Genomic DNA, 21,805 nt, shown 5'->3' with positions numbered 1-21,805 from the left:
ACCAGGTTCGGAACCGTGAATCATCGCTTAAGATCGGCGATGTTTCAAGTGTAGCATAATCCCGGTCGAAATGTCCGAGAAAATCGGGGATTCGAGGGAGGGAAACCACCCCGAACGAAAGGCGCACAGCCGCGGCCGGTTGGTGTAAGGTGAGGGTGCGGTCGTCGGCGGCGGCAGCGCGCCGGCGTTACTCCGTCGGCTCGATGGTGACCGTCAGGCCCTTGCTGTGGAACTGGTCTCTGTAGAGTTCCGCCCGCTCCTGGTGGGTGACCAGGAGCATCGACAGTCCGGTGATGTGGGCCTCGAGCATGCAGCGATCCGCCTGCTGCAATCCCAGCGGCGTGATCTTGGTGATCGACTCCACGACGTACAACTGGTCGTTCACATCATCGTTGTGCAGCAGCACCCGCCAGGGCGGCAGGTGCTCGACTTTGCGGCTGGGCCTGGCGGGCCGGGTCTTCGTTGCGGTGGCGGCGCCGCCACGCTGCTCGTCACCGCCGGCGGGCTCATCGGCGCGGGGCTGGTCCACTTGCGGCTGGTTCGTCTGTCCGTCGGTCATGATTGGCTCACGCATCGGCGATGCATCCTCGCAACTGGCGCTCGAGTTGATCGTTCTTCGGCCCGACCCACGCGGGAGCGTGAGACGCGGCTGGGCCTTGCTCCAAGTATATGATGCGATCACGATGAATGCGGAAGGAAACCCGACAAACGACGCCGGATCGCGGGCAGCGGGCCTTTCCGCTGATCTCGACAACCTCCCCCGCCGCTTTGCCCAGTTGCGCGAGCAGGTGCGGCAGGTCATCGTCGGCCAGCACGAGATCGTCGAACAACTGCTCATCGCCCTGTTCTGCCAGGGGCACGTGCTGATCGTCGGCGTGCCGGGCCTGGCCAAGACGCTGCTCGTGCGGACGCTGGCGCGGAGCGTGGACCTTGAGTTCAACCGCATCCAGTTCACGCCCGACTTGATGCCCTCAGACGTGCTGGGCACCGAACTCGTCGAGACCGACAGCCAGAGCGGACAGCGGCATCTGCGCTACCTGCCCGGGCCGATCTTCGTCAACGTGCTGCTGGCCGATGAGATCAACCGCACGCCGCCCAAGACGCAGGCGGCCCTGCTCGAAGCCATGGCCGAGCACCAGGTGACCATTGGTGGCCAGACGCGTCATTTGCCCGAGCCGTTCGTCGTCGTCGCCACGCAGAATCCCATCGAACAGGAAGGCACGTATCCGCTGCCCGAGGCGCAACTCGATCGCTTCATGTTCAGCCTGTGGATGGATTATCCCGCGCGAGCGGAAGAGCGCATCATCGCGGCGGAATCCGATCGCATTGCGCGCCAGGCGGTGCGGCCGGTCTTCGGGCAGGTGGATCTGCTCCGCTGCCGCGAACTCATCAGCCAGGTGCCGGTGAGCGATCACGTGATCGACCACGCCGTCGACCTGGCGCGGGCGACTCGACCGGAGGACGCGACCTGCCCGGACACGGTACGACCGTACATGTCATGGGGCGCCGGACCTCGCGCGGCGCAGCACATGCTCATCGGCGCGCGCTGCCTGTGCCTTCTGGAGGGTCGGCCGACGCCATCGGCCGCCGACGTGCGCCGCGTGGCGATGGCGGTGCTGCGACACCGGCTCGTGCTCAATTACACCGCCACTGGTGAAAACATCACGACGCGCGAGATCGTCACGCGCCTGCTCGACGCGGTGGATGAGCCGAAGTACGAGTAGTAGGCGCCAGGCGATGGAGCAAGCTGCTCACAGCCGCAAGAGACGACGTCGGCTGAGTCGCGCCGAGGTCGAACACGAGGCTATTGCTCCGTCAGCGCCAGTCCATCGAGGATCGCGGCCACAGACCACGCCTGGGCCATGCAGCCGCCGGGCAGGCGCGGGCGATCGGGACTCGCATCGCCGTCGTAGACTTCGGCGAGTTGCCCCAGGCTGCGGCCGACGATCGTCTGTTCGATGAGCGGCTGCAGAAGCGAACGGGCGCGGCGGCGGGCTGCGTCGCTGAATTCATCGGCGCGCAGCACCGCCTCGATGAACGGCCCCATGAGCCAGGGCCAGACGGTGCCTTGGTGGTACGCCTTGTCGCGCTCAAACATGCCGCCTTCGAAGCGGCCGACGTAGCGCGAATCGCGTGGGCTGAGCGTGCGAAGCCCCACGGGTGTGAACAGGTGCTCTTCGACGACTGCGATGACGCGCCGGCGGCGCTCGATATCCAGCGGACTATGGGCGAGCGCGCACGCAATGATCTGATTCGGTCGCACACAGCGATCCTGCACCCAAGCGTTACCGTCGGGCACGAGCACATCCGCTAGGCAGTTCATCTCGTCGCACCAGAACAGGGCGGTAAAGGACTCGCCGACGCGATCGGCCAGCGCCCCGAGTTCCGCAGCTCGCTGCGGTGCAGCCTGCGCCATCTGGCGCAGGGCGCTGTACCACAGCGCGTTGATCTCGACAGCCTTTCCGAAGCGGGGTGTGAAGACGACCCCATCGCGCTTGGCGTCCATCCAGGTGAGTTGCGTTGACGGGTCGCCGGCGGCGATCAGCCCGTCGCGCTCGTCCATGCGAATGCCAAAGTCGGTGCCGCGCCGATAGCAGTCGATGATGTCAAGGCATGCATCGCGCAGATCGCGATCGAACCCGGCCGCATCGCCCGACACGGCCCGGTACTTGCACGCGGCGTCGATGAACCAGAGGCTGGCGTCGGCGGTGTTGTGGTGCGCGGCCTCGCCGGAGTCGTCAAAGAGATTGGGAATCAGGCCGTGGCGGCGGTGCGCCGCAAAGGCGCGCAGCGTGGCCAGCGCCTCATCGAGGCGGCCGGTCACCAGCAGCAGGCCGCGCAGCGCGATCATCGTGTCTCGCCCCCAGTCGCCGAACCACGGATAGCCGGCGAGGATGGTCATCAGCGACTCGTCGCCGACGCGGCGCGGCACGACGAAGTCATCGGCCGCAGCGAGCAGGTCCACACGCGCCGCCAGCGACGGCGCCTTCGGCCGGACCGACGCCGCGTGCCGCGCAAGATGCCCCCGGCGATTCTCCTCCGCCTGCTCAGCAGTGGTGCGTGGTCCCTCGCCGTCGGCGCTGGCGTGGAGTGCAAACTCGCAGCAGCCCGCGCCTTCGATCGTGCACTCGTGACGAAACTCGCCGGGCGTAAACAGGTCTTCAATGTGGTCGAGGCCGCGCAGGGCCTCCTGCTGGTAGTGGAAGTTGAACCACCAGTCGGACTGCGCGTGAAACTGGCCGTCCGACGTAGACAGATGCACTTCGTGCCCATCCGGTGCGGCGATGGCGATGCCCTCGCGCGTGCCGCGCACGCGAAAGCGCCGGCCGTCGCAGCGGATGAGATGGTGGAAATCGTGGCAGCGCAGGAGCGGTAGCAGCGCGAGCCGAATGGTCGAGCCGGCCGGGCCGGATATCCGGTACGTCACATCCGCGCCGCCGATGCGCCAGCGCAGGCTGATGGTGCGCTCGAAGGTGAACGGGCCGGTGCGGTAGATCCAGCGGCAGGCGTTCACGCCGCGCTCGAACTGCTGGAGATGCCGATAGCCGCGCGGCGCGAGGTGGTGCGGCACGAACTCGAAGTTGCTCAGTTCCACCGTCTCTTCCCGGCCGCCGGGCTCGGCACAAGTCAGCCGCTCGAGCAAGGTGCTGAGCAACATGACCCGGCCGACAGGAGGTTTGCGGGCGCTGATGAGCCAGCCGTGGTACCGGCGGGTGTTGAGTCCCAGCGCGGTGCCCATGGCAAAGCCGCCCAGGCCGTCGCTGAGGAGCCATTCCGTGTCAATGAATCGCCGAACATCCCCTTCGCCGCGGAAGCGGATGAGATGAGTGCGGTCGAAGGAGGATGGATCATGCTCGACATTCATGGCGAGCACAGCCGCTGCCGCGCCAGCAGCGCGGCGCCGAGCAGGCCCGCATTTTCGCGAAGTTGCGTGGCGACCACGGCGCACTGGCGCAGCGTATCGGGGAAGACGGCACGATCGAACACGCGGCGCACCTCATCGAGATACCACTGTCCGAGCGCTTCCACCCCGCCGCCGCCGAGCACCACGCAATCGAGACTGAGCAGCGTGGCGGCGTTGGCGGCGGCAATGCCGACCATGCGAGCCGAATGCCGGCCGATGCGCAGCGCCAGCGCATCGCCCGCCTCGATCGCTTCGGCAATGTGGTCGATGCGCACGTCATCGACGTTCCCGTTCACCGCGTCGCGCAGCGACGAGGGCTCATTGGCGCGCAGCAGGGCAACGGCCCGGCGCTCCATCGCCGAACGCGCGGCGTGCTCTTCGAGTTTCTCCGACGCCGGACCGCCTCCGGGCAGAATGACGCCCTGCCCGATCTCGCCGGCGGTGCCGAACGATCCGTGATGGAGCCGGCCCTCGATAACCAGGCCGCCGCCGATGCCCGTGCCGACCCACATGCCCAGCACATTTCGATGTCCCCGGCCCGCGCCGAGGATGTACTCTCCCCAGACGGCCACGTTGACGTCGTTGTCGAGCGTAGTCGGCACGCCGCTGAGCCGCTGCGAGACCAGATCCGCCAGCGGCACGTTCGTCCAGCGCAGGTTCACGGCGTTGATGATGATGCGGCAGTCGGCGTCGATCGGTGAGGGCGCACCCACGCCGATGCCGCCGAGCTCGGCCGGCGCCACCCCGGCATCGCGGCACGCGGCCTCGATTCCTTCGCACAGGCGGTCGATGACGACCTCGATGCCCTCGTCGGCAAGCGTGCGCGGCCGGGCCTGGCCGACGATCCGGTTTCGGGCGTCAACGACTCCGACCTGGGTGTACGTGCCGCCCAGATCAACGCCGACGACGTATGCGGCTGCCTTTGCCATTGAATCATCCAACCCCGTGTGCTCGCCACCCCACGATGATGGTCGCGCCGATGGGTTAGGTCAATCCGAGGAAATGACGCCGGGCGCCTTTTCTGCGGCGAGTTTTCATGCCGCCGCGATCCGTTTGCCGGTATATTCAAGCGAGACCATCCAATAAGAGGCCGGGGCGGCCTCTCGTCGCCGCCCGCCGGCAATGTCGCTGTCGCCGGAGGCGTTGTGCGGGTATCAGTCCCCGGCCGGTCAGTCGATGAGGTGACGCCATGCCTACTGCCACGCTCAAGCCGTTGCGACCCGACGCCTTCGGCCACTGGGAGGCCAACCACCTGCTCCGCCGGGCCGGTTTCGGCGGCACGCCCGACCAGGTGCGCCTGCTCGTCGAGTGGGGCCTGGACCGCAGCGTCGATTACCTCATCAATTATCGCGAGATTCCGACTGAGGCGATCAAGCCCGACGACTTCCGCGGCGACATCATGACGCCACCCTCGCCCGAAGAGCGGCTGGCCTATCGCAAAGCGCAGGAGGCGCAGGACGAAGTCACGCTCGAGCGGCTGCGGCGGCTGCGCCAGGAACGGCAGCGGCAGGATCGCCAGCAGGTCCGGGCCATGCAACAGTGGTGGCTCAAGCGCATGATCGAGACGCCGCGCCCCCTCGAAGAGAAGATGACGCTCTTCTTCCACGGCCACTTCGCGACCGGCTATCGCACGATCGAAAACAGTTACCACCTGTTTCTGCAGAACCAGATGTTCCGCAAGCACGCGGTGGGGAACTTCGCAGAGTTGTGCTTCCAGATCATCCGCGATCCGGCGATGCTCGTGTACCTCGACAACAACGAATCGCACAAGCGCCAGCCCAATGAAAACCTTGCTCGCGAATTGATGGAACTTTTCACGCTTGGCGAGGGCAATGGCTACACCGAGAACGACATCAAGGAGGGCGCGCGGGCGCTGACGGGCTATTCGTTCGAGGGCAACGAGTTCCTCTTCCGGGAGGACTTCCACGACGAGGGACAGAAGGTCATCTTCGGCAAGCGCGGCACGTACAACGGCGACGACTTCGTGCGCCTGATTCTCGGCAAGACGCAGTGCAGCGAGTTCATCTCGCTGAAATTGTATCGCTTCTTGGTCAACGACCTGCCGGGACCAATCGAGCCCGCCGTAAAGACGTTCATCCTGAACCTCGCCAAAGAGATGCGATCGAGCAAGTACGAACTCGCTCCGGTCCTGGGCACGCTCTTTCGCAGCGAGCACTTCTACGACAACGCGAACATCGCCGCGGAGATCAAGTCGCCGGTGCAACTGGTCGTCGAGGCGGTGCGCTCGCTCAAGACGCCGATTCTCGATCTGAACATCCTCGTCGATGCGCTGGAACTCATGGGCCAGGACATCTTCTTTCCGCCGTCGGTCAAGGGTTGGGTCGGCGGGCGCTCGTGGATCAACACTTCCACGCTCTTCGTGCGTCAGAATCTGCTCACGCACCTGCTGACAGGCCGGCTGCCCAGCGGTTTCCGCGGCTCTTCCACGCGATCAACGTACGACGCCATGCACCTGCTCGCGCACCTGACCAAAGGCGACGACGGCGAATACGCGATCACCGACGCCGTGGACTTCCTGATCAAGTCGTGCCTGGGCGCCAAGCCGCTCGAAGCGCGGCGCGAGACCCTGCTGGAATTCGCGAAAGGCAACGGCGGGCGCGTGAACAACGAACTGGTCATCGGCATGCTGTGCCTGATCACCGCGATGCCCGAGTATCAACTCTGCTGAGGGATAAACGCCATGTGCAACGAACATGCCTACACGCGCCGCGTCTTTCTGCAGAAGGGGCTGACCATGGTCTCGGCCGCGGCGACGGTCCCCTACTTCATTCAATCTTCGGCGTTCGGCCTCACCGACCCGTTCGATCTCCTCCAGACCAGTTCAATCGCCGGCAAGCCGCAGGACCGCATTCTGGTCGTCGTTCAACTCGGCGGCGGTAACGACGGGCTCAACACCGTCATCCCCTTCGGCGACGATCAGTACTACCGCGCGAGGCCCCAACTGGGCATCCCGGCCAACAACGTGTTGCGCCTGGGCGGCGGAGCCGACGGGCTCGGCCTGCACCCGAACCTCGCCGGGCTCAAGCAACTGCACGACGAAGGCCTGCTCGCCACCGTCCAGGGCGTGGGCTACCCGAATCCCAATCGCTCGCACTTCACGTCCATGGACATCTGGCACACCGCCAACCCCCAGCAGCCCTCGGGCAACGGCTGGATCGGGCGCTACTTCGACAACACCTGCAACGGGACGCCTGAGCCCAACGCCGAAATCGCCATCGGCCGCGAGGCGCCCAAGGCCATGATGGGCGATCTCAACAAGCCCGTCTCGTTCGAAACCGCGGACCTGTTCCGCTGGATCGGTGAAGACCTGCACAACTCGCTCGGCGAACCTTACGAGGAAATCAATCGCGGCGGCGACCGCGTCGAAGGCGTCAAGAGCGGGACGCAACTGGAGTTCCTCACGCGCACCGCGCTCAACGCCCAGATCGCCAGCGAACAGATCCGCAACGCCGTGCGCGTGCGGCCGCTGGTGGAGTACCCGCGCAACCAGTTGGGCCAGCAGCTGCAGATGGTCGGCTCGATGATCCGCGCTGAACTGCCCACGCGCGTCTACTACGTCACCATCAGCGGCTTCGACACTCACGCAGGTCAGCAGGGTGCGCACGCCAATCTGATGACACAGGTCGGTTCGGCTCTGCTCGCGTTCCAGAAGGACCTCAAGGCGCAAGGCAACGACGGCCGCGTGCTCACGATGACCTTCAGCGAATTCGGCCGGCGCGTGAAGCAGAACGCCTCGCAGGGCACTGACCACGGTACGGCAGCGCCCATGTTCCTGCTCGGGCCGATGGTCCGGCCTGGCGTGCTCGGCCCTCACCCATCCCTGACCGATCTCGATCAGGGCGATCTCAAGTTCAGCATCGACTTCCGCTGCGTTTACGCCGCGATCCTCGAATCCTGGCTCAAGGCCGACAGCAGGAAGGTGCTCAAAGGCGCGTTCCGGCCCGCGGCGATCTTCAACAAGGGCGTCTGATCGCCGCCGGGCTACGTTGCTGCTGAAGACGCGGAGACTGACACAACCTGCACGCGCGGCGGCGCATCGTCATCCTGCTCGTCATCGGCGTCGATGAGTTCGCCGTCTTCTGAGACGATCAGCTGTCGCCGCGTATGGTGTGGTGCGCTCTCCACTTCCTCGAGCGCATCCCGGTGCTCCTCGTCATCCGCCGGCCAATCGTCGTCGAATTCCCCGGCCTCCGTCAGGTCATCTTCGATCTCAACCGCCCATGCATTTGGGACCTGAGCTTCCGCCGGCTCGTCAAGTGGATCGGCTGCGGGGGCGGCCGCGTCCGCCTGCGGCAGCAGGCCGATGAAGATGAGCAGCATGCCGGCGAGCATCGTCCACAGCCGCGTCGGACCGGACGCCAGGCGGCGCAGCCAAGAGTCCTTCACCTGTGGCGGATCGACGACCGTCGGAGGTGGCAGCGCTTCGTGGATCCAGTCGTCAACGTGGGCGTCGAGTTCCACGCCGATCAGTCCGATCGGTTTGACGGATTCCGGGATCAGGTTGAGTTGGGCTGCGGCCAGCCGGCGCACGAGCATGGGGTCGGCGTCGTCCAGGGCTTCGAGGAAAGTCTCGTACGCCTGCAGCCGGGTGATGGCGTCTGACTCGAGCCCGGCCAGGCGGTCTCGGCGGTGACGGAGTTGGGCGAGATCGTCTGCCGGACCGATCAGCACCATGGACGAAACGAGAGCAGCGCCGGCCAGCAGGTATAGCCAGCCGGCGTCCAGACGTCTCAGACCGGCCTGGCACGCGCTTGCCTTCTTCATCGCGAGTTCCACTCCGTATCGACGAGACGCCCGGCGAGCCGTGAATGTTGCCGAGCCTTCGGGGCTTCGCGGCGCTTGCCCGGGGCGTTAGAATCACCCACTCATGGCCTCTTCTTACCGACTGCTCGCGATCGACCTCGACGGGACGCTGCTCGACCCCGGTGGCGTGCTGAGCAACGCCAATCGCGATGCCGTCGCCCGAGCCGTCGAGGCGGGGATCGAAGTCGTGGTCTGTACGGGTCGCGGGCTGGCCGAGTGCAGCCACGTCATCGAGCAGCTCGACCTGGCGGGCGCTGCGGTGGTTGCGGGCGGGGCGATGACGGTCGAGCTGCCTTCGCGCAGGACCGTGCACCGCAGCGCCATGCCGGGCGATCTCGTGCGCGATCTTTCGCGGATTCTCAACGATGCGACCGGTCACTACGTCCTGCTGCTCAAGGATCGCTCGAGCACGGGCGTGGATTATGTGCTGCTGGGCAACGGCAAGGTGGATGCCGCCAGCGAATGGTGGTTCCGCCAGGTGCCGGTGATCGTCACGCGGGCTGAGCGGTTTGAGGATGATCCCTATCCCGATGAAACGGTGCGGCTGGGGATCGTGACGACGGCGCGCGAGATGAAAAAGCTGGGCGCCCGCGTCGTGCAGGACTTTGCCCGGCGCACGTTCGTGCATCACTTCCCCGTCATCTCTGCCGACGGCAACGGCCGGCACCTCCACGACGACGCGATCCACCTCATGGAGATCTTCAACGCCCAGACGAACAAATGGGCGGCGATCGCGGCTCTGGCGGCCGATCGCGGCCTCACACCGGCGCAGGTCGCCGCGATCGGCGATGAGATCAACGACGTGGCGATGATCCGTCACGCCGGACTCGGCATCGCCATGGGCAACGCGATCGACCCGATCAAGCAGGTCGCCGACCGCGTCACGCTCCCCCAGGAACAGGACGGCGTTGCCCACGCCATCGAGCAGATCCTCGCGGGCGCGTGGTGAACGCCACATGACGATCGCTCGTCTTTCTGCTGCCCCGGCCGGCCTACGCTTTGAGTGAGGGCGACGCACGCGACACACCCATCGGGAAGGATGAATCGATATGGACATTTTCATTGACACCGCCAACCTCGACGAGATTCGCCAGGCCAACGACATGGGCGTCCTTGATGGGGTCACCACCAACCCGTCGCTGGTCGCCAAAGAAAAGGTCGATTTCCACAAGCGGCTGGGCGAGATCTGTGAAATCGTGTCCGGACCCGTCTCGGCCGAGGTCGTCAGCGTCGACCACGACGGCATGATCCGCGAAGCGAACACCTTGACGAAAATCGCCGACAACATCGTCATCAAACTGCCGTGCATCGTCGAGGGCCTCAAGGCCTGCAAGACGCTCAGCGACCGCGGCGTGCGAGTGAACATGACGCTGTGTTTCCAGTCGCTGCAGGCAATGCTCGTGGCCAAGGCCGGGGCGTTTCTGGTCAGCCCGTTTCTTGGGCGCATCGACGACATTGCCGGCGACGGCGTGCATCTCATCAGCGAAATCCGCACCATCTACGACAACTTCGGCTACGACACGCGCATTCTCGCCGCGTCGATCCGGCACAGCAAACATCTCGTGGACGTCGCCAAGGCCGGCGCCGATGTCGCGACCGTCCCATTCAGCGTGATCAAGCAGATGATGAGCCACCCGCTCACCGACGTCGGTCTGGAGAAGTTCCTGGCCGACTGGAAAAAGGGTCAGGGGTGAGCGAAGGCGGCAGCCAACCAGGGACCAAGGCAACGAGGCAAGGCAAAGCCTCGGCACTCCGTGCCGGGGAAGGCGCAGCTCTATCGTCGCCTCTCCCTCTTCAGGAGAACTGAAATGAATGCACTGAGTCTCTGGCGAGCGTCGGCCGCATGCGTCGCTCTGGTTGCAGCATTGCACGCGCCTGTCGCCCTGGCGCAGAGCAACGAGCCCCCGGCGTCGCAGGACTCACTCGTCTCGGCAATGGATGCAGCGCGTCAGGCTCTGGTTGACGCCACGCCGCGCGGCGGCACGTCTCCGCCCGAGCTTCTCAGCGCCTACGCCGATGCGTGCGCCAGATACGGCGACGCATTTCCGCGCGGCGACAAGGCGGTCATGGCTCGATCGACGCTTCTCTCGTGCCTGGCGCGCATGGATGCGCCGCAGAGGGTCATCGATACGGTGGATCGCTGGCTGGACGCGGATGTGCTGACGCCGGCCGAATTTGATCGCGCGCTAAACATGCGGACCCTGGCTGCAGTCAAAGTGCACGGCGCCGAGGGCGCGTTGAAGGAGATCGATCGCGCCATCGCATCGGCGCAGACGAGGCAGGTCAGGCTGCTGCTGGTGCGCACCGGCATCGAAGGCCAGAGCATGGAGCAGCGTCTGGCGACCATCGAACAGGCGCTGACGCTGGCGGGCGACGCCGCCGACCTCCGCGCCGATGCGCTCGGCGCCAAGGCGATGCTTCTCATCGAGCAAGGCGGCGACGCGAATCTCAAGGAGGCCGGCACGCTCGTCGAGCAGGCTCAGGCGCTGGGCGTGCAGTCGGCCAACGTCCTGCGCGCGCAGATGCAGTTGCGCAGCCGCGCCGAGGCCCTTGCAGGCGCCGGTGAAATCGCCCCGGGCAAGATCGCTCCGGTCTTCGGGCTCAATGACATCCACACGGGCAAGGAAGTGAAACTGGAAGACCTGCGCGGCAAGATCGTCCTCCTGGACTTCTGGGCCACGTGGTGCGGGCCGTGCGTGAGCCTGATGGACTCATTTCTGGTCGATCTCCACCGCGACTTCAAGGACAAGGACCTGGTCATCCTCGGCGTCGGCACGAACTGGCGCGGCGAAACGGCCCAGATGCAACTCGCCTGGGCGGAAGCGAAAGACGAGCCGGTCATCCGCGGCGGCAATCACACGCGCGGCGAGTGCTCGTGGATCAAGGTGCACGACGCAGCAGGCGCGGTGACACAGACCTATGGCGTGCAGGGCATCCCCTTCTGCGTCCTCATTGATCGGCAAGGCAAAATCATCTACGCCGGCAACGGCCACGCGCTCAAGGGCGACATTCTCAAGTACGTGCAGGAGCACGCGGGCACAGCGCGGAACTGAGTCTACCGGTTCTCGAAATACAAGGCCCGGTCGAACCACAGATCGCTCTTGGCGATCATCTGGCGGCTCAGCGACTGGCGGCGCGAGGCGGCTCGCTGAGCGTGCCACCACAGGAATCGCTCCAGGCCGAGGCGCCGGGCCAGCGCCGAGCGGCGCAGCAGCCGCGCCAGAGGCTTGATGCCGCTCTGCTTAATCAAGGCGTCGTCGAACGACTTATAAACCTCCGCCAGACCGGGATCGCCCTGGCGGCCGGCGCGACCGAAAAGTTGCCGGTCAATGCGGCGCGACTCATGGCGCTCGGTCGCGATCACAACCAGGCCGCCTTTTTCCGCCACGCCCGGGCCGAGGATGATGTCCGTGCCGCGTCCGGCCATGTTCGTCGCGACGGTGACCGAACCCGGCTTGCCGGCCGCCGCAACGATCGCTGCTTCCTGTTCGTGGCGCACGGCGTTGAGCACGCGATGCGGAATGTTCCGCTCCTCGAGCAGTCGGTCCATCGCTTCGCTCGCATCGACGCTGCGCGTGCCGACGAGCACCGGCCGCCCCTGCCGGTGCAACTCAGCCACGCGATCGGCCACGGCCTCAAACTTGGCGGCGCGATCGAGATAGACGCGGTCGCGCGCTTGTTTGCGGATCATCGGTTTGTGCGTCGGGATGCGCACGACAGGCAGGCGGTAGATGCTCCACATCTCCTTGCGGACTTCCCACGCCGTGCCGGTCATGCCGCTGAGCCGGCGGTACATCTGAAAGAAGCGCTGGTAACTGATGCGCGCCATCGTCTCGCGTGCGCCAGTGACAGTGAGCCCCTCTTTGGCCTGAACAGCCTGGTGCAGGCCGAGTTGCCACTGCCGGCCGTCGAGAATGCGCCCCGTCTGCGGATCGACGATGTGCACGTCGCCGTCGCGGACGATGTAGTGATCTTCGTTGTGGAAGAGTTCCTTGGCCACCAGCGCCTGAGTGACGAGTTCGGCGCGCCGGCGCGGCCCGGCCCAGAAGGGCGGCAGTGCATCGGATACGGTCTTGAGCCGCTCGAGTCCCTCCTCGGTCAGGTCCACGCGGTGCTGGGGCACATCGACGACGTAGTGCTCGCCGCCGCGCAGCGACGCCGCAAGTTCGGCGGCGGTAAAGTAATACTGCGCCGCCTTGTCTTCGCCACCCTCCGAACCGATGATCGCCGGCGTCGTTGCCTGGTCGATGAGGACGCTGTCGGCTTCGTCGATCGTTGCGGCGTACAGCCCGCGCTGCACAATGCGGCTGGTCCACAGCTCGCGCCGCCCCGCCATTGCCGTATCCGTCACTTCATCGAGCAGCAGCGACGAGACGCGCGGCTGGAGCGGCGCGTGCAGTTTGTCGCGCAGGTAATCGAAGATGAGTTGCTGGTCGGTGATGTACGTGATGTCGCGCGAGTAGGCCTCGAGCCGCTCGGGCGGCTGGCTTGAGTCCTGCACGATGCCCACGCTCAGGCCCAGGCGCCGATACACCGGACCGTTGAGTTCGGCATCACGACGGGCGAGGTAGTCGTTGACCGTGACGACGTGGGCGCCGTAGCCCATCCAGCCCTGTACGGCCGCGGTGAGGCAAGCGGTGATCGTCTTGCCTTCGCCAGTAGCCATTTCCGCCAGGCAGCCATCCTCCATCACCCACGCGCCCATGACCTGCTCGGCGAAGAGGCGCAGGCCGGTGGTTCGGCGGACGGCTTCGCGCACGACCGCAAACGCATGGGTGCGCGATTCGTGATCGCGCCGGCCCCGCCGCGCCATCTCGCGCGCCTGTTCGATCTCGTCATCGAACACCGCTTCGGACAGTCGCATCATGGCGTCGCTGAGGCGCACGACGCGCTCGGCCGAGGCACGGAGCCGGCGGTGCGCCCAGTACAGGCGCTGCACGGCCCCGAGCATCGACTCGTTGTAGCGATCGAGTTCCTTGAGTTCGCGCGGCCGCCTGGGGCGATACGAGAACGGCCGCCAGAGGCGCTGCGTGCTGGCCGGCTCGAGGGCAACGGCCGCGGCGGATGTGGCGCCACCGGGGCCATCGCCGCCGTCGGAATGAGCCTTGGCGCGCACGGCCATCAGATCTCAAACCTCCGCGTGAGCGCCTGGCGCAGACGGCGCACCCACTGGGTCAGGAGCGGTTCGGCGGGCCGGCTGAAGCGGATGCGCGCCCGGGTGCCCGGCAGGGCCGCCATGGCGTTGCCTGGCTCGACCTCACCCGAGCCGCGCTCGACCAGCGGCGTGCGCGGGCGGAGCGTCACCAGCCATTGAGGGCTGAGCGTGCGCTGGCCCTGGTTGTCCGTCGGATCCACCGCGATGCCGCCGCCGCTCACGTTCAGCCCGAGCGACTGGAACGGCAGGCTGCGCTCGCCGGTGTACCCCGAGCGCTGCACGTCGATGTCAAACTCGACGACTTGGTCGGGCGAGTCATAGAGGCGCCCCTTGACCCGCACGGACGCCGTCGCGCCCTCCGTGAGTCCGTCGGGAAAGAGCCAGGCAAAGTCACGATCGTCCACGTAGGCGCGAATGACCATGTCGTCCAGCGTGGCGAGCAGCAGCAGCGTGTCTCCGGCCTTGAAGTAGGAGCCGACGCGCGTATCGAGGTCCGGCGCGATGACGTAGCCGTCAAAGGGCGCCTCGACGTACATCTCGCTCATTGCTTCTTCGATGGCGTCGAGTCGATCGACTGCGTCGTGGTAGAGCGACTCGCCGACCTGCCCCTCGGCGGCGCTGCTGGCGTAGCCGGCGTCGCGGCGCAGCCGCTCGAGTTCCACGCCGGCCACGGCTCGCTTGTGCTGCTGCTCCATCTCGGGATTGGACATGGCAAACAGCGGTTCGGCCGCGGCGATGCGCTGCCCGTTTACGGCGAAGAATTGATCGAGGAACCCCTCGTGCGGGACCCGGTAGGTCTTGCGATCCAGCGGCTCGACGACGCCCAGGGCCGCCACGCGCGCCGGCATCGGCGCCAGCCCCACGAACGCGACGGCCGCCAACACCAGTCCGAACGACACCGCCACCGCCCGGACGCGCACCACCTGCAGTGTCGGCTCGGAAAGGACGTAACTGAGTCCCTTGACGATCGGCGCGGCCAGCCACATGATCGTGCCGAACAGCGCCAGCAGCAGGCCGAAGACAAAGTACTTCTGGGCCACGAATGCCACGATAGAGACCATCACCACCAGCCGGTAGGGAAACGCGAGAGCGGCGTGCGTGACCATGATCGCGCCCTCGGTGCGGTCGTGCAGCGGCGGGCACGGTTCGCCCTTGACGCCGAAGAGATAGCGCCGCGTCATCCACTTGAGCAGTTCTTGCGAGCGCGTGGCGAGGTTGGGTATCTCGGTCAGATCCGCCAGGATGTAATAGCCGTCGTAGCGCAGCAGTGGATTGATGTTGAACACCACCGTGGCGACGGACGCGACAAACATGACGTTGTACGCCAGCGTGTGGACGAAGCCGGCATCAGTCGCGGCCCAGATCATCGCCGCAATCGACGCGACGGCGAGTTCGGACATGACGCCGGCGCTGCTCACCAGGATGCGGTGCCACTTGTTGGCGAACGCCCAACTGGTCGTTGCGTCGCAGTAAGGAATCGGCAGCACGATCATGAACATGATGCCGATTTCCGTCACCCGCCCGCCATAGGCCTTGCAGGCAAAGCCGTGGCCCAGTTCGTGGATCGCCTTGAGCACGAGGAACGTGAACGAGAGCCAGAAGAGGTTGTCGATGGCGATGACGCTGTTAAGCGAACCCGTCAGCTCCTCCCAGCGCGGCACGACGGCGCGGATCGCCAGCAGCAGCAGGATGCCAAGCGCCGCAAAGCCCCATCTGCCGAACACCACGCGCGCGACGTTGGCGAACTTCGCGAGGAATCTCTCAGGGTTGAACAGCGGCACCGTCCAGAAGAGGTACTTGCCCGTGAGTTCCTGGTAGCGCTGCTCGCGAATCTGCACGATGCGTTCGCGCAGGCGCTGCACATCCACGGGCAGGTCGTTGCGGAGCAGGCCGTACATCTGGAGTTGGGCGAGCAGGTCGAGGCAGTCGCGCTGCGTCGGCGCGTCATCGCCGAGCTGCGCGTTGCAGACGTCCCACGCTTCCTGCACGGTCCGCTGGCCGTCGAGCAGGCCGAGGAACCGGTAGGCGGCGGCGTTGAAGCGGTAGAACTTGGTGCTCGTGGGATCGCCCAGCACGAACCAGGTCTGGCTGCGGTACGTGTGCCGGCGCACCACAAGATGGGCGCTGAGGCGAGGACGAAAGTCCGCCACGCGGTACCAGAGTTCGCTGAATGTCCTGCTGATCTCAGCCATGGTCGCTCAACGTATGCAGTTCATCACGATCGGCCGGGCCTCCGTTGCGGCGGCCGGTTCACCACCACCAGCGCAGACGCAGCGCATCAAACAGCGGCCGGGTGTAGATCGTGAAGAGGTTGGTTCGCTGGCCCCAGATCTTCGCCTGGCCTTCCATGCCGGGCCGGAGCCACTCGGGGTGGTCGATGAGTTCGACTTCGACGCGGTAGACGTTCTTCTGCTCGAACATCTCGGCGGCAGGCGTGATCCGCACCACCTCGAATCCCACTTTGTCGCCGGGCCGGGCCGTAATCGCCAGCGCGCCGCGCTGACCGACGGCCACCCGCGCAATGCCGCTCTCGGGAATCATCGCCACGGCGGTGATTGAATCGAGTTGGGCGACTTCCATGATCGGCCGCTCCGGCTGCACGATCTGCCCGAGCCGGTCCGTCAGGTCGCCGACGGTGACGATGCCGCTGATGGGCGCGACGACGGTGGCGCTGTCGATCTGGTATCGGTAGAGATCGATGTCGGCCTGGGCGGCGAGGATTCGCGCATCAAACTGAGCCGCCTCGGCCATCTTGCCGCGGTAGCGCGCATCATCCGCCTGCGTGCGCAGACGCTGCACCTCGCCGATGGTCGATTGCAGCTGCAGTTTCGCCTCGCGCGTGTCGAGCCGGAACAGCGGCGTCACGCCGGCCTCGACGCGATCGCCGGGAGTTACAAAAACCTCCTCGAGCCGCCCGGCGTAGGGCACGGCGATCTCGCGGCGCAGGTCGGCCTCGACGCGGCCGGTGCCCACCGCCCGGTCGCGCACCGGGACGAGCAACGATATCGCCAGCACGAGCAGCGCCACCAGCGCAAACACCTTCGGCCCGGTCTTCTGCGGCCCGACGAGCGTCTCGGAAAGATCGATGGCGCGGTCACGGCTCACGGCGAGCACGCCGCGGTCGGCCATGCGCCGCGTCCAAACGGTGGGCCCGATGTACTCGGCAATCAGGCGCAGCAGGCGCAGCGTCGAATCATTGAACGGATCGCTCGGATCGCGCTCCATCACGACCACGCCGATCAGGCCATCTTCAATCCGCAGCGGGAAACTGGCAATCGAGCACGGGCCGTAGCGTTCGCTCAGCGAGGCGTGCGCGCGGACCACGCGCCGCTCCGACGCGTCGGCGTCGGGAGGCTGCGGATAGCGGATTTCGGTGTCCTGGTCGGCGCACTCTTCCATCACGGCTTCGAGCGCCTCGGCCAGTTCGCTGCGCTTGTCGAGGTGTTCGCTCCCGCCGATGGCGACGACGCGCACGGCATGGCCGTGAATGAGCCCTATGGAGACGCGCGTGCAGCCGAAGCGGCGCTGCAGTTCGTTGCAGAACATCGCCGCCATTTCGCTCGTGTCGTGCCCCTGGTTGGACTTGTCGAGCAGGTCGAGCGCTTCACGCAACTGGATCTTCGACTCCGCCTCGATGAACGCCTGCTGGCGCCAGAGAAACGCCTCGAAGGCGATGGTGCTCAGTTCGAGCCGCTTGAGGCTCTCCTCAAGTTCGCGCTCGGATCGATCCGGCACAATGCAGACCGAGGCGCCGTGCGGCCGGCCCGCGAGCATGAGCGGCGCCGCCAGCACGCGGTACTCGGGCGCGGCCGAGAGCAGGCCGGTATCCGCGGCGATGTGGTCGATGAGCGGCCTGCTCTGCTGCGCGGCGCGCGTGGCCAGCTCGGTCAGGCGTCGGTAGTGGCGCGGCGTGATGTTGAAGCGCCCGTCCACCTCGTGCCGAATCGTCGCGCCGGAAGGTTGCTCGCGCGTCGGTCGAAGCAGAACGACGCCGGCGACCGCCTGGACAAGCCCGCATTGGCGCTTGATCAGGTCGCTCAAAAACGCATCAACGCCATGGCCGGGGCGCAGCGGCCCCGAACCCTCCACCTCGGCGGAGGTCGATGCGGAAATGGAGACGACCTGTTCGTCCATGTGAAGACCTCTGCTTCAGGCGCCGAGGTGCTCGGCGCGATTCAGCCCTGCTGGCCCGACTGCGGCTGCGCCTGACCCTGCTTGATGTCGATTTCGCCGAAGCGCTCCTCGTGCTGGCGCACGATGTTGGCCAGCGTGAGCGCGAGGCGCTTGGTGTTGCGCCAGTTGAGAATGACCTGGTTGCGCACCTTGAAGACCATCTCATTCTGCCGGCCCGGCACCATGCGATTGAGGCCGAAGTCGAGGATCACTTCCTCGGCTGAGCCGTCGGTGCGGAACGTGTTGGAATACGCCGAACTCATGTCCGACTCGTCGATGCGCAGCGTCACTTCGCGGCGCTGTCCTTCGGGGCCGGTCTGCGTCTCGGTCAATTGCGGTTTCTGTTCTGCCACTTCGTGTCCTTTCGTTGGTGGTTCGCAGGTCAATGGTAGGTGAGCGTTACGGATTCAATCGAAGCAGGGCGTCCTGAGCCTCTGGAAACTGCACCAGGGCGTGCAGACCGGCCGGCAGACGATTGGGATTGTCGATTTCGACCCGCGCGACGATCGAACTCGATGCGGCGTCGGCCACCGTCGAGACCCACAGCACGCGCCCCTCGAAGCGCATGTCGCCGGGCACGTCGCGCCAGTGAATGTCCGCGATGCTGCCCGGCTCGACGAGCAGACCAAGCCGCACCGGCACGGAGACATCCATCCACAGCGGATCGATCGACACGACGTGGGCCACAGGCTCAAGGCCCTCAAGCGTCTCGCCTTCCTGCGCGGCCACACGCGCCACGATCCCGTGTATCGGGCTGCGCAGCGTCATGTCGTTGAGCGCGGCCGTCTCGCGCTCGAGGATGATCCCCGCCTGGGCGTGGTTGCGCTTGGCGGCCTGGACGTCGATCTGCCGCAGCGCGTACTCAGCCTCGGCTCGCTTGAGTTCGCGGGGAGCGGCCGAGTCCAGTGCCGTCAGTTCCTTCACGTTTTCGAGGTCGTACAGCGCCAGTTCCGCTTGGCGTTCGGCGGCGGCCACGGCGGAATTGTCTTCCGCAGTCAGGCGCTGGGCCTGCACCTGCAGTCGCTGCACCTCGTCATCAAGTTGTGCGATCACATCGCCGGGCGCTACGACCTGGCTCTCGACGACGGGAATGCGCTCGACAGTCCCCGACTGGGTGAAGGCCAGAGTAATGGTGCGGCTGGGCGTGGAGATCGCGGGGTAGCCTTCGGGCCGGTATCCCTCGAACAGAGGCGGCGCGCTTCGCCCGCTCGACTGCGAGTACGAAGCGCCGGCGAGCCAGGTGACGGTCGCCACGGCGGCAAGACAGGCGGCGCCGACCAGGCGCGGCGACACGGCGCGCCGACGGCGCGGCGAGGCTGGGGACGCAACTTCCGGGCGACGCATCATCTCCATCGCGAGGCTCCTTGACATCTTCTGGGCTTGCCGACCGCATCCCGCTGGCGGGAACTCTTGTTTCGATGCGGCCCCGACCACCTCGCCTGGCGTTCATCCACAAATCCGCTCGACGCGAGTCCATCGGGTTCAGTCGCCTGCGGCGGCGCCTGGCGGCGTCGCGGGTCCGGCGGGCGAACTGCTCCTATGAATATAGCCTGCCCCGGCTTGATTTCGAATCAATTTTGCGACCGGCCTCAAAGAACGTCAAACGACTTCCACATTATCGGAACGACCCGTGCCAGCCGACCCGCCGCCAACCGCCTCATTGACGCCTCTACGCGGCCGCATTTACTGCGTGGGTGACGGCGTGGGGGCCGACGACATCCTCGCCCCGGAATACCTCTCGTTCGATCTGTCTGATCCCGCTGAGCGGCGATGGCTGGGGGCCTACGCGCTGGCGCGCTTCGCCGACTCCTTTGGTACGTTTGTTCCCGTCGGAGAGTTCCAGTCCGCCTACAGCATTCTCACCGCCGGCCGGGACTTCGGCCGTGGCAGCGCGCGGGAGCACTCGGCCATCGCCCTGCACGAAGCCGGCGTGCGCTGCGTCGTGGCCGACAGTTACGCCCCGGGATTTCTCCGCTCGGCGGTCAACGGCGGCTGGCTGCACTGCCTCCGGTTCGCCACCGGCCCCGGCGAGCGCCGGCTCGAAACTGGCATGAGCGTGGAAATCGACCTGACCGCCTTGACGCTTGCCGCCCCGGACCAGCGGCTGAAAATCGCACCAACCGGGGTCATGCTCGACGTTGTGGCCGCAGGCGGGCTTGCGTCCTGTCTGAAGGCGATGCCGGGCCGCTAGAATTGCCGTCTCCATGCAGAACGTCGAGTTCAAAGCCGAATTGCGCGATCTCGAGGTGGCGCGATCGCAGTGCCGCGCGCTGGGCGCCGGCTTTGTCCGCGTGCTCGCCCAGACCGACACGTACTTCAGGATTCCCGACGGCCGGCTTAAGAAGCGGGTGGTGCCGGGCGAGCCGGTCGAGTGGATCTTCTACCATCGCAACGACCGGCCGACGTCCAAGATGAGCCACTTCATGCTCTACTCGGATGAGCAGGCCAAAGCCCGCTGGGGCGTGCTGCCCCTGCGCGAGTGGCTCGTGGTCCGAAAAACACGAGAGTTGTGGCTGCTGGGCCATGTGCGCATCCATCTCGACCGCGTGGAGGAACTCGGCACGTTCATCGAATTCGAAGCGCAGGTCAGCCGCAAGAACCACGTCAAGGCGTGCCATGAGCGGATTGCGGAATTGCGCTCCGCTTTTTCGCCGATTCTCGGTGAAGCAATCGCCGGCGGATACGCCAATCTGCTCGATCGGCTGAGGCATGAACCGGTTGACGAACCGGATCGTAAATAGAATTGCGTGATCGCACGCCAGCATCGTTGGGAAGGGTGAGATGAATCGACCGCAAGATCGTCAAGCGCCGCAGCCGGGCCGGAGTCGCAACGCCGTCAAGGTCATGCGATCAGGCATGCGGCGCTATCCGCGCGAACTCTGGCAGTCGGTCCGCCCGCGATACCGGCAGGTGGATGCAGTGGCGTCGTGGACGGTGCCGACGGAGTTTGAGGAGCAGCCCATCGCTGCGGCGTGGCTCGGTCATGCAACGGTTCTGCTGCGCCTCAACGGCAAGACCATTCTGACCGACCCGGTCCTCTCGCATCGAATCGGCCCGTGCGTAGGTAAGATGAAAGTCGGCATCTCCCGCCTGTGCGAACTGCCCGCCGAACCCGAGCACCTGCCGCCGATCGACATCATCGCCATTTCGCATGCGCACTTTGATCACCTCGACAAGAACACGCTGGCGCGTCTGGTCAGTCCGCAGACCACTGTCATCACGGCCCGGCACACCAAGCGGCTCATCCCCAAGGGATTTCGCCGCGTGATCGAACTCGGCTGGGATCGTGCCATCACCGTGCAGGGCCTGCGCTTCACCGCCATCCGACCACGCCACTGGGGCGCCCGATCGGCTTGGGACCAGCATCGCGGCTACAACAGTTACCTCATCGAATCGGATCCGCGCCGTGTGCTCTACGCCGGCGACACGGCGCTCACCCCCGCTTTCAGTCACCTCAACGACGTGGATCTCGCCATCTTCGGCATCGGCGCCTACGACCCGTGGGAGGAAGCGCACGCCACGCCCGAGCAGGTGTGGTCGATGTTCAACTCGTGCGGCGGGCGCCTGCTGTTGCCGGTGCATCACTCAACATTCAAACTGAGCGACGAGCACCACGACGAACCGCTCGAGCGGCTCATCGCGGTCGCCGGCGACGATGGGCTTGGAAAGATCATCCGCTGCGCGCCCGGCGACGTCTGGTGGCAGGCGGCGCTGCGCGAGCCCTCGGCCGCATCCTGACTGCTGCTGGT

At 66.0% G+C, this 21,805-nt stretch carries 18 protein-coding genes; 9 read left to right on the top strand and 9 right to left on the bottom strand.

Going from position 1 to position 21,805, the window contains the following annotated elements; all coding sequences use genetic code 11:
* Positions 1–187 precede the first annotated feature (187 nt).
* Entirely contained in the window at positions 188–574 is a 387-nt protein-coding gene (locus tag IT430_16580) for an ATP-dependent Clp protease adaptor ClpS (protein ID MCC6909556.1), read from the bottom strand.
* A gap of 109 nt (positions 575–683) precedes the next feature.
* Here IT430_16580 and IT430_16575 point away from each other — a divergent pair, with 109 nt between their 5' ends.
* Positions 684–1,724 carry a MoxR family ATPase gene (locus IT430_16575; protein ID MCC6909555.1) on the top strand — a complete coding sequence of 347 codons (1,041 nt, stop codon included), beginning with the start codon at positions 684–686 and terminating at the stop codon, positions 1,722–1,724.
* Between the two features lie 80 nt (positions 1,725–1,804).
* Here the strand turns inward: IT430_16575 and IT430_16570 are convergent, their stop codons facing one another.
* On the bottom strand, positions 1,805–3,865 hold the full coding sequence (locus IT430_16570; GenBank protein ID MCC6909554.1) for a glycogen debranching enzyme family protein: 2,061 nt from the start codon (positions 3,863–3,865) through the stop codon (positions 1,805–1,807).
* Positions 3,862–4,833, bottom strand: a complete 972-nt coding sequence (locus tag IT430_16565; GenBank protein ID MCC6909553.1) for an ROK family protein — start codon at positions 4,831–4,833, stop codon at positions 3,862–3,864. Before IT430_16565 ends, IT430_16570 begins: the two co-directional genes overlap by 4 nt.
* Before the next feature lie 260 nt (positions 4,834–5,093).
* On the opposite strand from IT430_16565, the gene IT430_16560 reads away from it, so the two are divergent.
* Together IT430_16560 and IT430_16555 are read left to right on the top strand one after the other, a co-directional pair.
* Complete coding sequence (locus IT430_16560; protein ID MCC6909552.1) at positions 5,094–6,593, top strand: DUF1800 domain-containing protein; 1,500 nt, start codon at positions 5,094–5,096, stop codon at positions 6,591–6,593.
* Between the two features lie 12 nt (positions 6,594–6,605).
* Positions 6,606–7,895, top strand: a complete 1,290-nt coding sequence (locus IT430_16555; GenBank protein ID MCC6909551.1) for a DUF1501 domain-containing protein — start codon at positions 6,606–6,608, stop codon at positions 7,893–7,895.
* Between the two features lie 11 nt (positions 7,896–7,906).
* Here the strand turns inward: IT430_16555 and IT430_16550 are convergent, their stop codons facing one another.
* Positions 7,907–8,689, bottom strand: a complete 783-nt coding sequence (locus tag IT430_16550) for a hypothetical protein (protein ID MCC6909550.1) — start codon at positions 8,687–8,689, stop codon at positions 7,907–7,909.
* Positions 8,690–8,792: 103 nt separating this feature from the next.
* Here IT430_16550 and IT430_16545 point away from each other — a divergent pair, with 103 nt between their 5' ends.
* The 3 genes from IT430_16545 to IT430_16535 all read left to right on the top strand — a co-directional run bounded on the left by IT430_16545 (position 8,793) and on the right by IT430_16535 (position 11,781).
* On the top strand, positions 8,793–9,677 hold the full coding sequence (locus tag IT430_16545) for an HAD-IIB family hydrolase (protein ID MCC6909549.1): 885 nt from the start codon (positions 8,793–8,795) through the stop codon (positions 9,675–9,677).
* Positions 9,678–9,777: 100 nt separating this feature from the next.
* A complete protein-coding gene (gene fsa / locus IT430_16540; protein ID MCC6909548.1) occupies positions 9,778–10,422 on the top strand; it encodes a fructose-6-phosphate aldolase in 645 nt (214 codons plus the stop codon).
* Between the two features lie 114 nt (positions 10,423–10,536).
* Complete coding sequence (locus IT430_16535; GenBank protein ID MCC6909547.1) at positions 10,537–11,781, top strand: TlpA family protein disulfide reductase; 1,245 nt, start codon at positions 10,537–10,539, stop codon at positions 11,779–11,781.
* Between the two features lie 2 nt (positions 11,782–11,783).
* Here IT430_16535 and IT430_16530 read toward each other — a convergent pair whose 3' ends face one another.
* Genes IT430_16530 through IT430_16510 form a run of 5 tightly spaced genes read right to left on the bottom strand, consistent with a single transcriptional unit; the run spans position 11,784 to position 19,409 of the window.
* Positions 11,784–13,850 carry a hypothetical protein gene (locus tag IT430_16530; protein MCC6909546.1) on the bottom strand — a complete coding sequence of 689 codons (2,067 nt, stop codon included), beginning with the start codon at positions 13,848–13,850 and terminating at the stop codon, positions 11,784–11,786.
* Positions 13,850–16,075 (bottom strand): PqqD family peptide modification chaperone, encoded by a 2,226-nt coding sequence (locus tag IT430_16525; protein MCC6909545.1) that lies wholly within the window; start codon positions 16,073–16,075, stop codon positions 13,850–13,852. Before IT430_16525 ends, IT430_16530 begins: the two co-directional genes overlap by 1 nt.
* A gap of 58 nt (positions 16,076–16,133) precedes the next feature.
* Complete coding sequence (locus IT430_16520; protein MCC6909544.1) at positions 16,134–18,017, bottom strand: efflux RND transporter periplasmic adaptor subunit; 1,884 nt, start codon at positions 18,015–18,017, stop codon at positions 16,134–16,136.
* 41 nt (positions 18,018–18,058) lie between these two features.
* A complete protein-coding gene (locus tag IT430_16515; GenBank protein ID MCC6909543.1) occupies positions 18,059–18,409 on the bottom strand; it encodes a DUF3467 domain-containing protein in 351 nt (116 codons plus the stop codon).
* 46 nt (positions 18,410–18,455) lie between these two features.
* Entirely contained in the window at positions 18,456–19,409 is a 954-nt protein-coding gene (locus IT430_16510; GenBank protein MCC6909542.1) for an efflux RND transporter periplasmic adaptor subunit, read from the bottom strand.
* 277 nt (positions 19,410–19,686) lie between these two features.
* On the opposite strand from IT430_16510, the gene IT430_16505 reads away from it, so the two are divergent.
* From IT430_16505 to IT430_16495, 3 genes are read left to right on the top strand one after another with little or no spacing between them, the layout of a single operon-like run.
* Positions 19,687–20,247 (top strand): hypothetical protein, encoded by a 561-nt coding sequence (locus IT430_16505; protein ID MCC6909541.1) that lies wholly within the window; start codon positions 19,687–19,689, stop codon positions 20,245–20,247.
* A 13-nt stretch (positions 20,248–20,260) separates the two neighbouring features.
* A complete protein-coding gene (locus IT430_16500) occupies positions 20,261–20,797 on the top strand; it encodes a class IV adenylate cyclase (protein ID MCC6909540.1) in 537 nt (178 codons plus the stop codon).
* 40 nt (positions 20,798–20,837) lie between these two features.
* Entirely contained in the window at positions 20,838–21,794 is a 957-nt protein-coding gene (locus IT430_16495; protein MCC6909539.1) for an MBL fold metallo-hydrolase, read from the top strand.
* Positions 21,795–21,805: the final 11 nt, after the last annotated feature.

This window comes from Phycisphaerales bacterium (assembly GCA_020852515.1).
In the GTDB taxonomy this organism is placed as follows: domain Bacteria; phylum Planctomycetota; class Phycisphaerae; order Phycisphaerales; family UBA5793; genus UBA5793.
The sequence above is the reverse complement of the archived record's forward strand: the minus strand, read 5'-3'. Positions and strand labels throughout refer to the sequence as shown.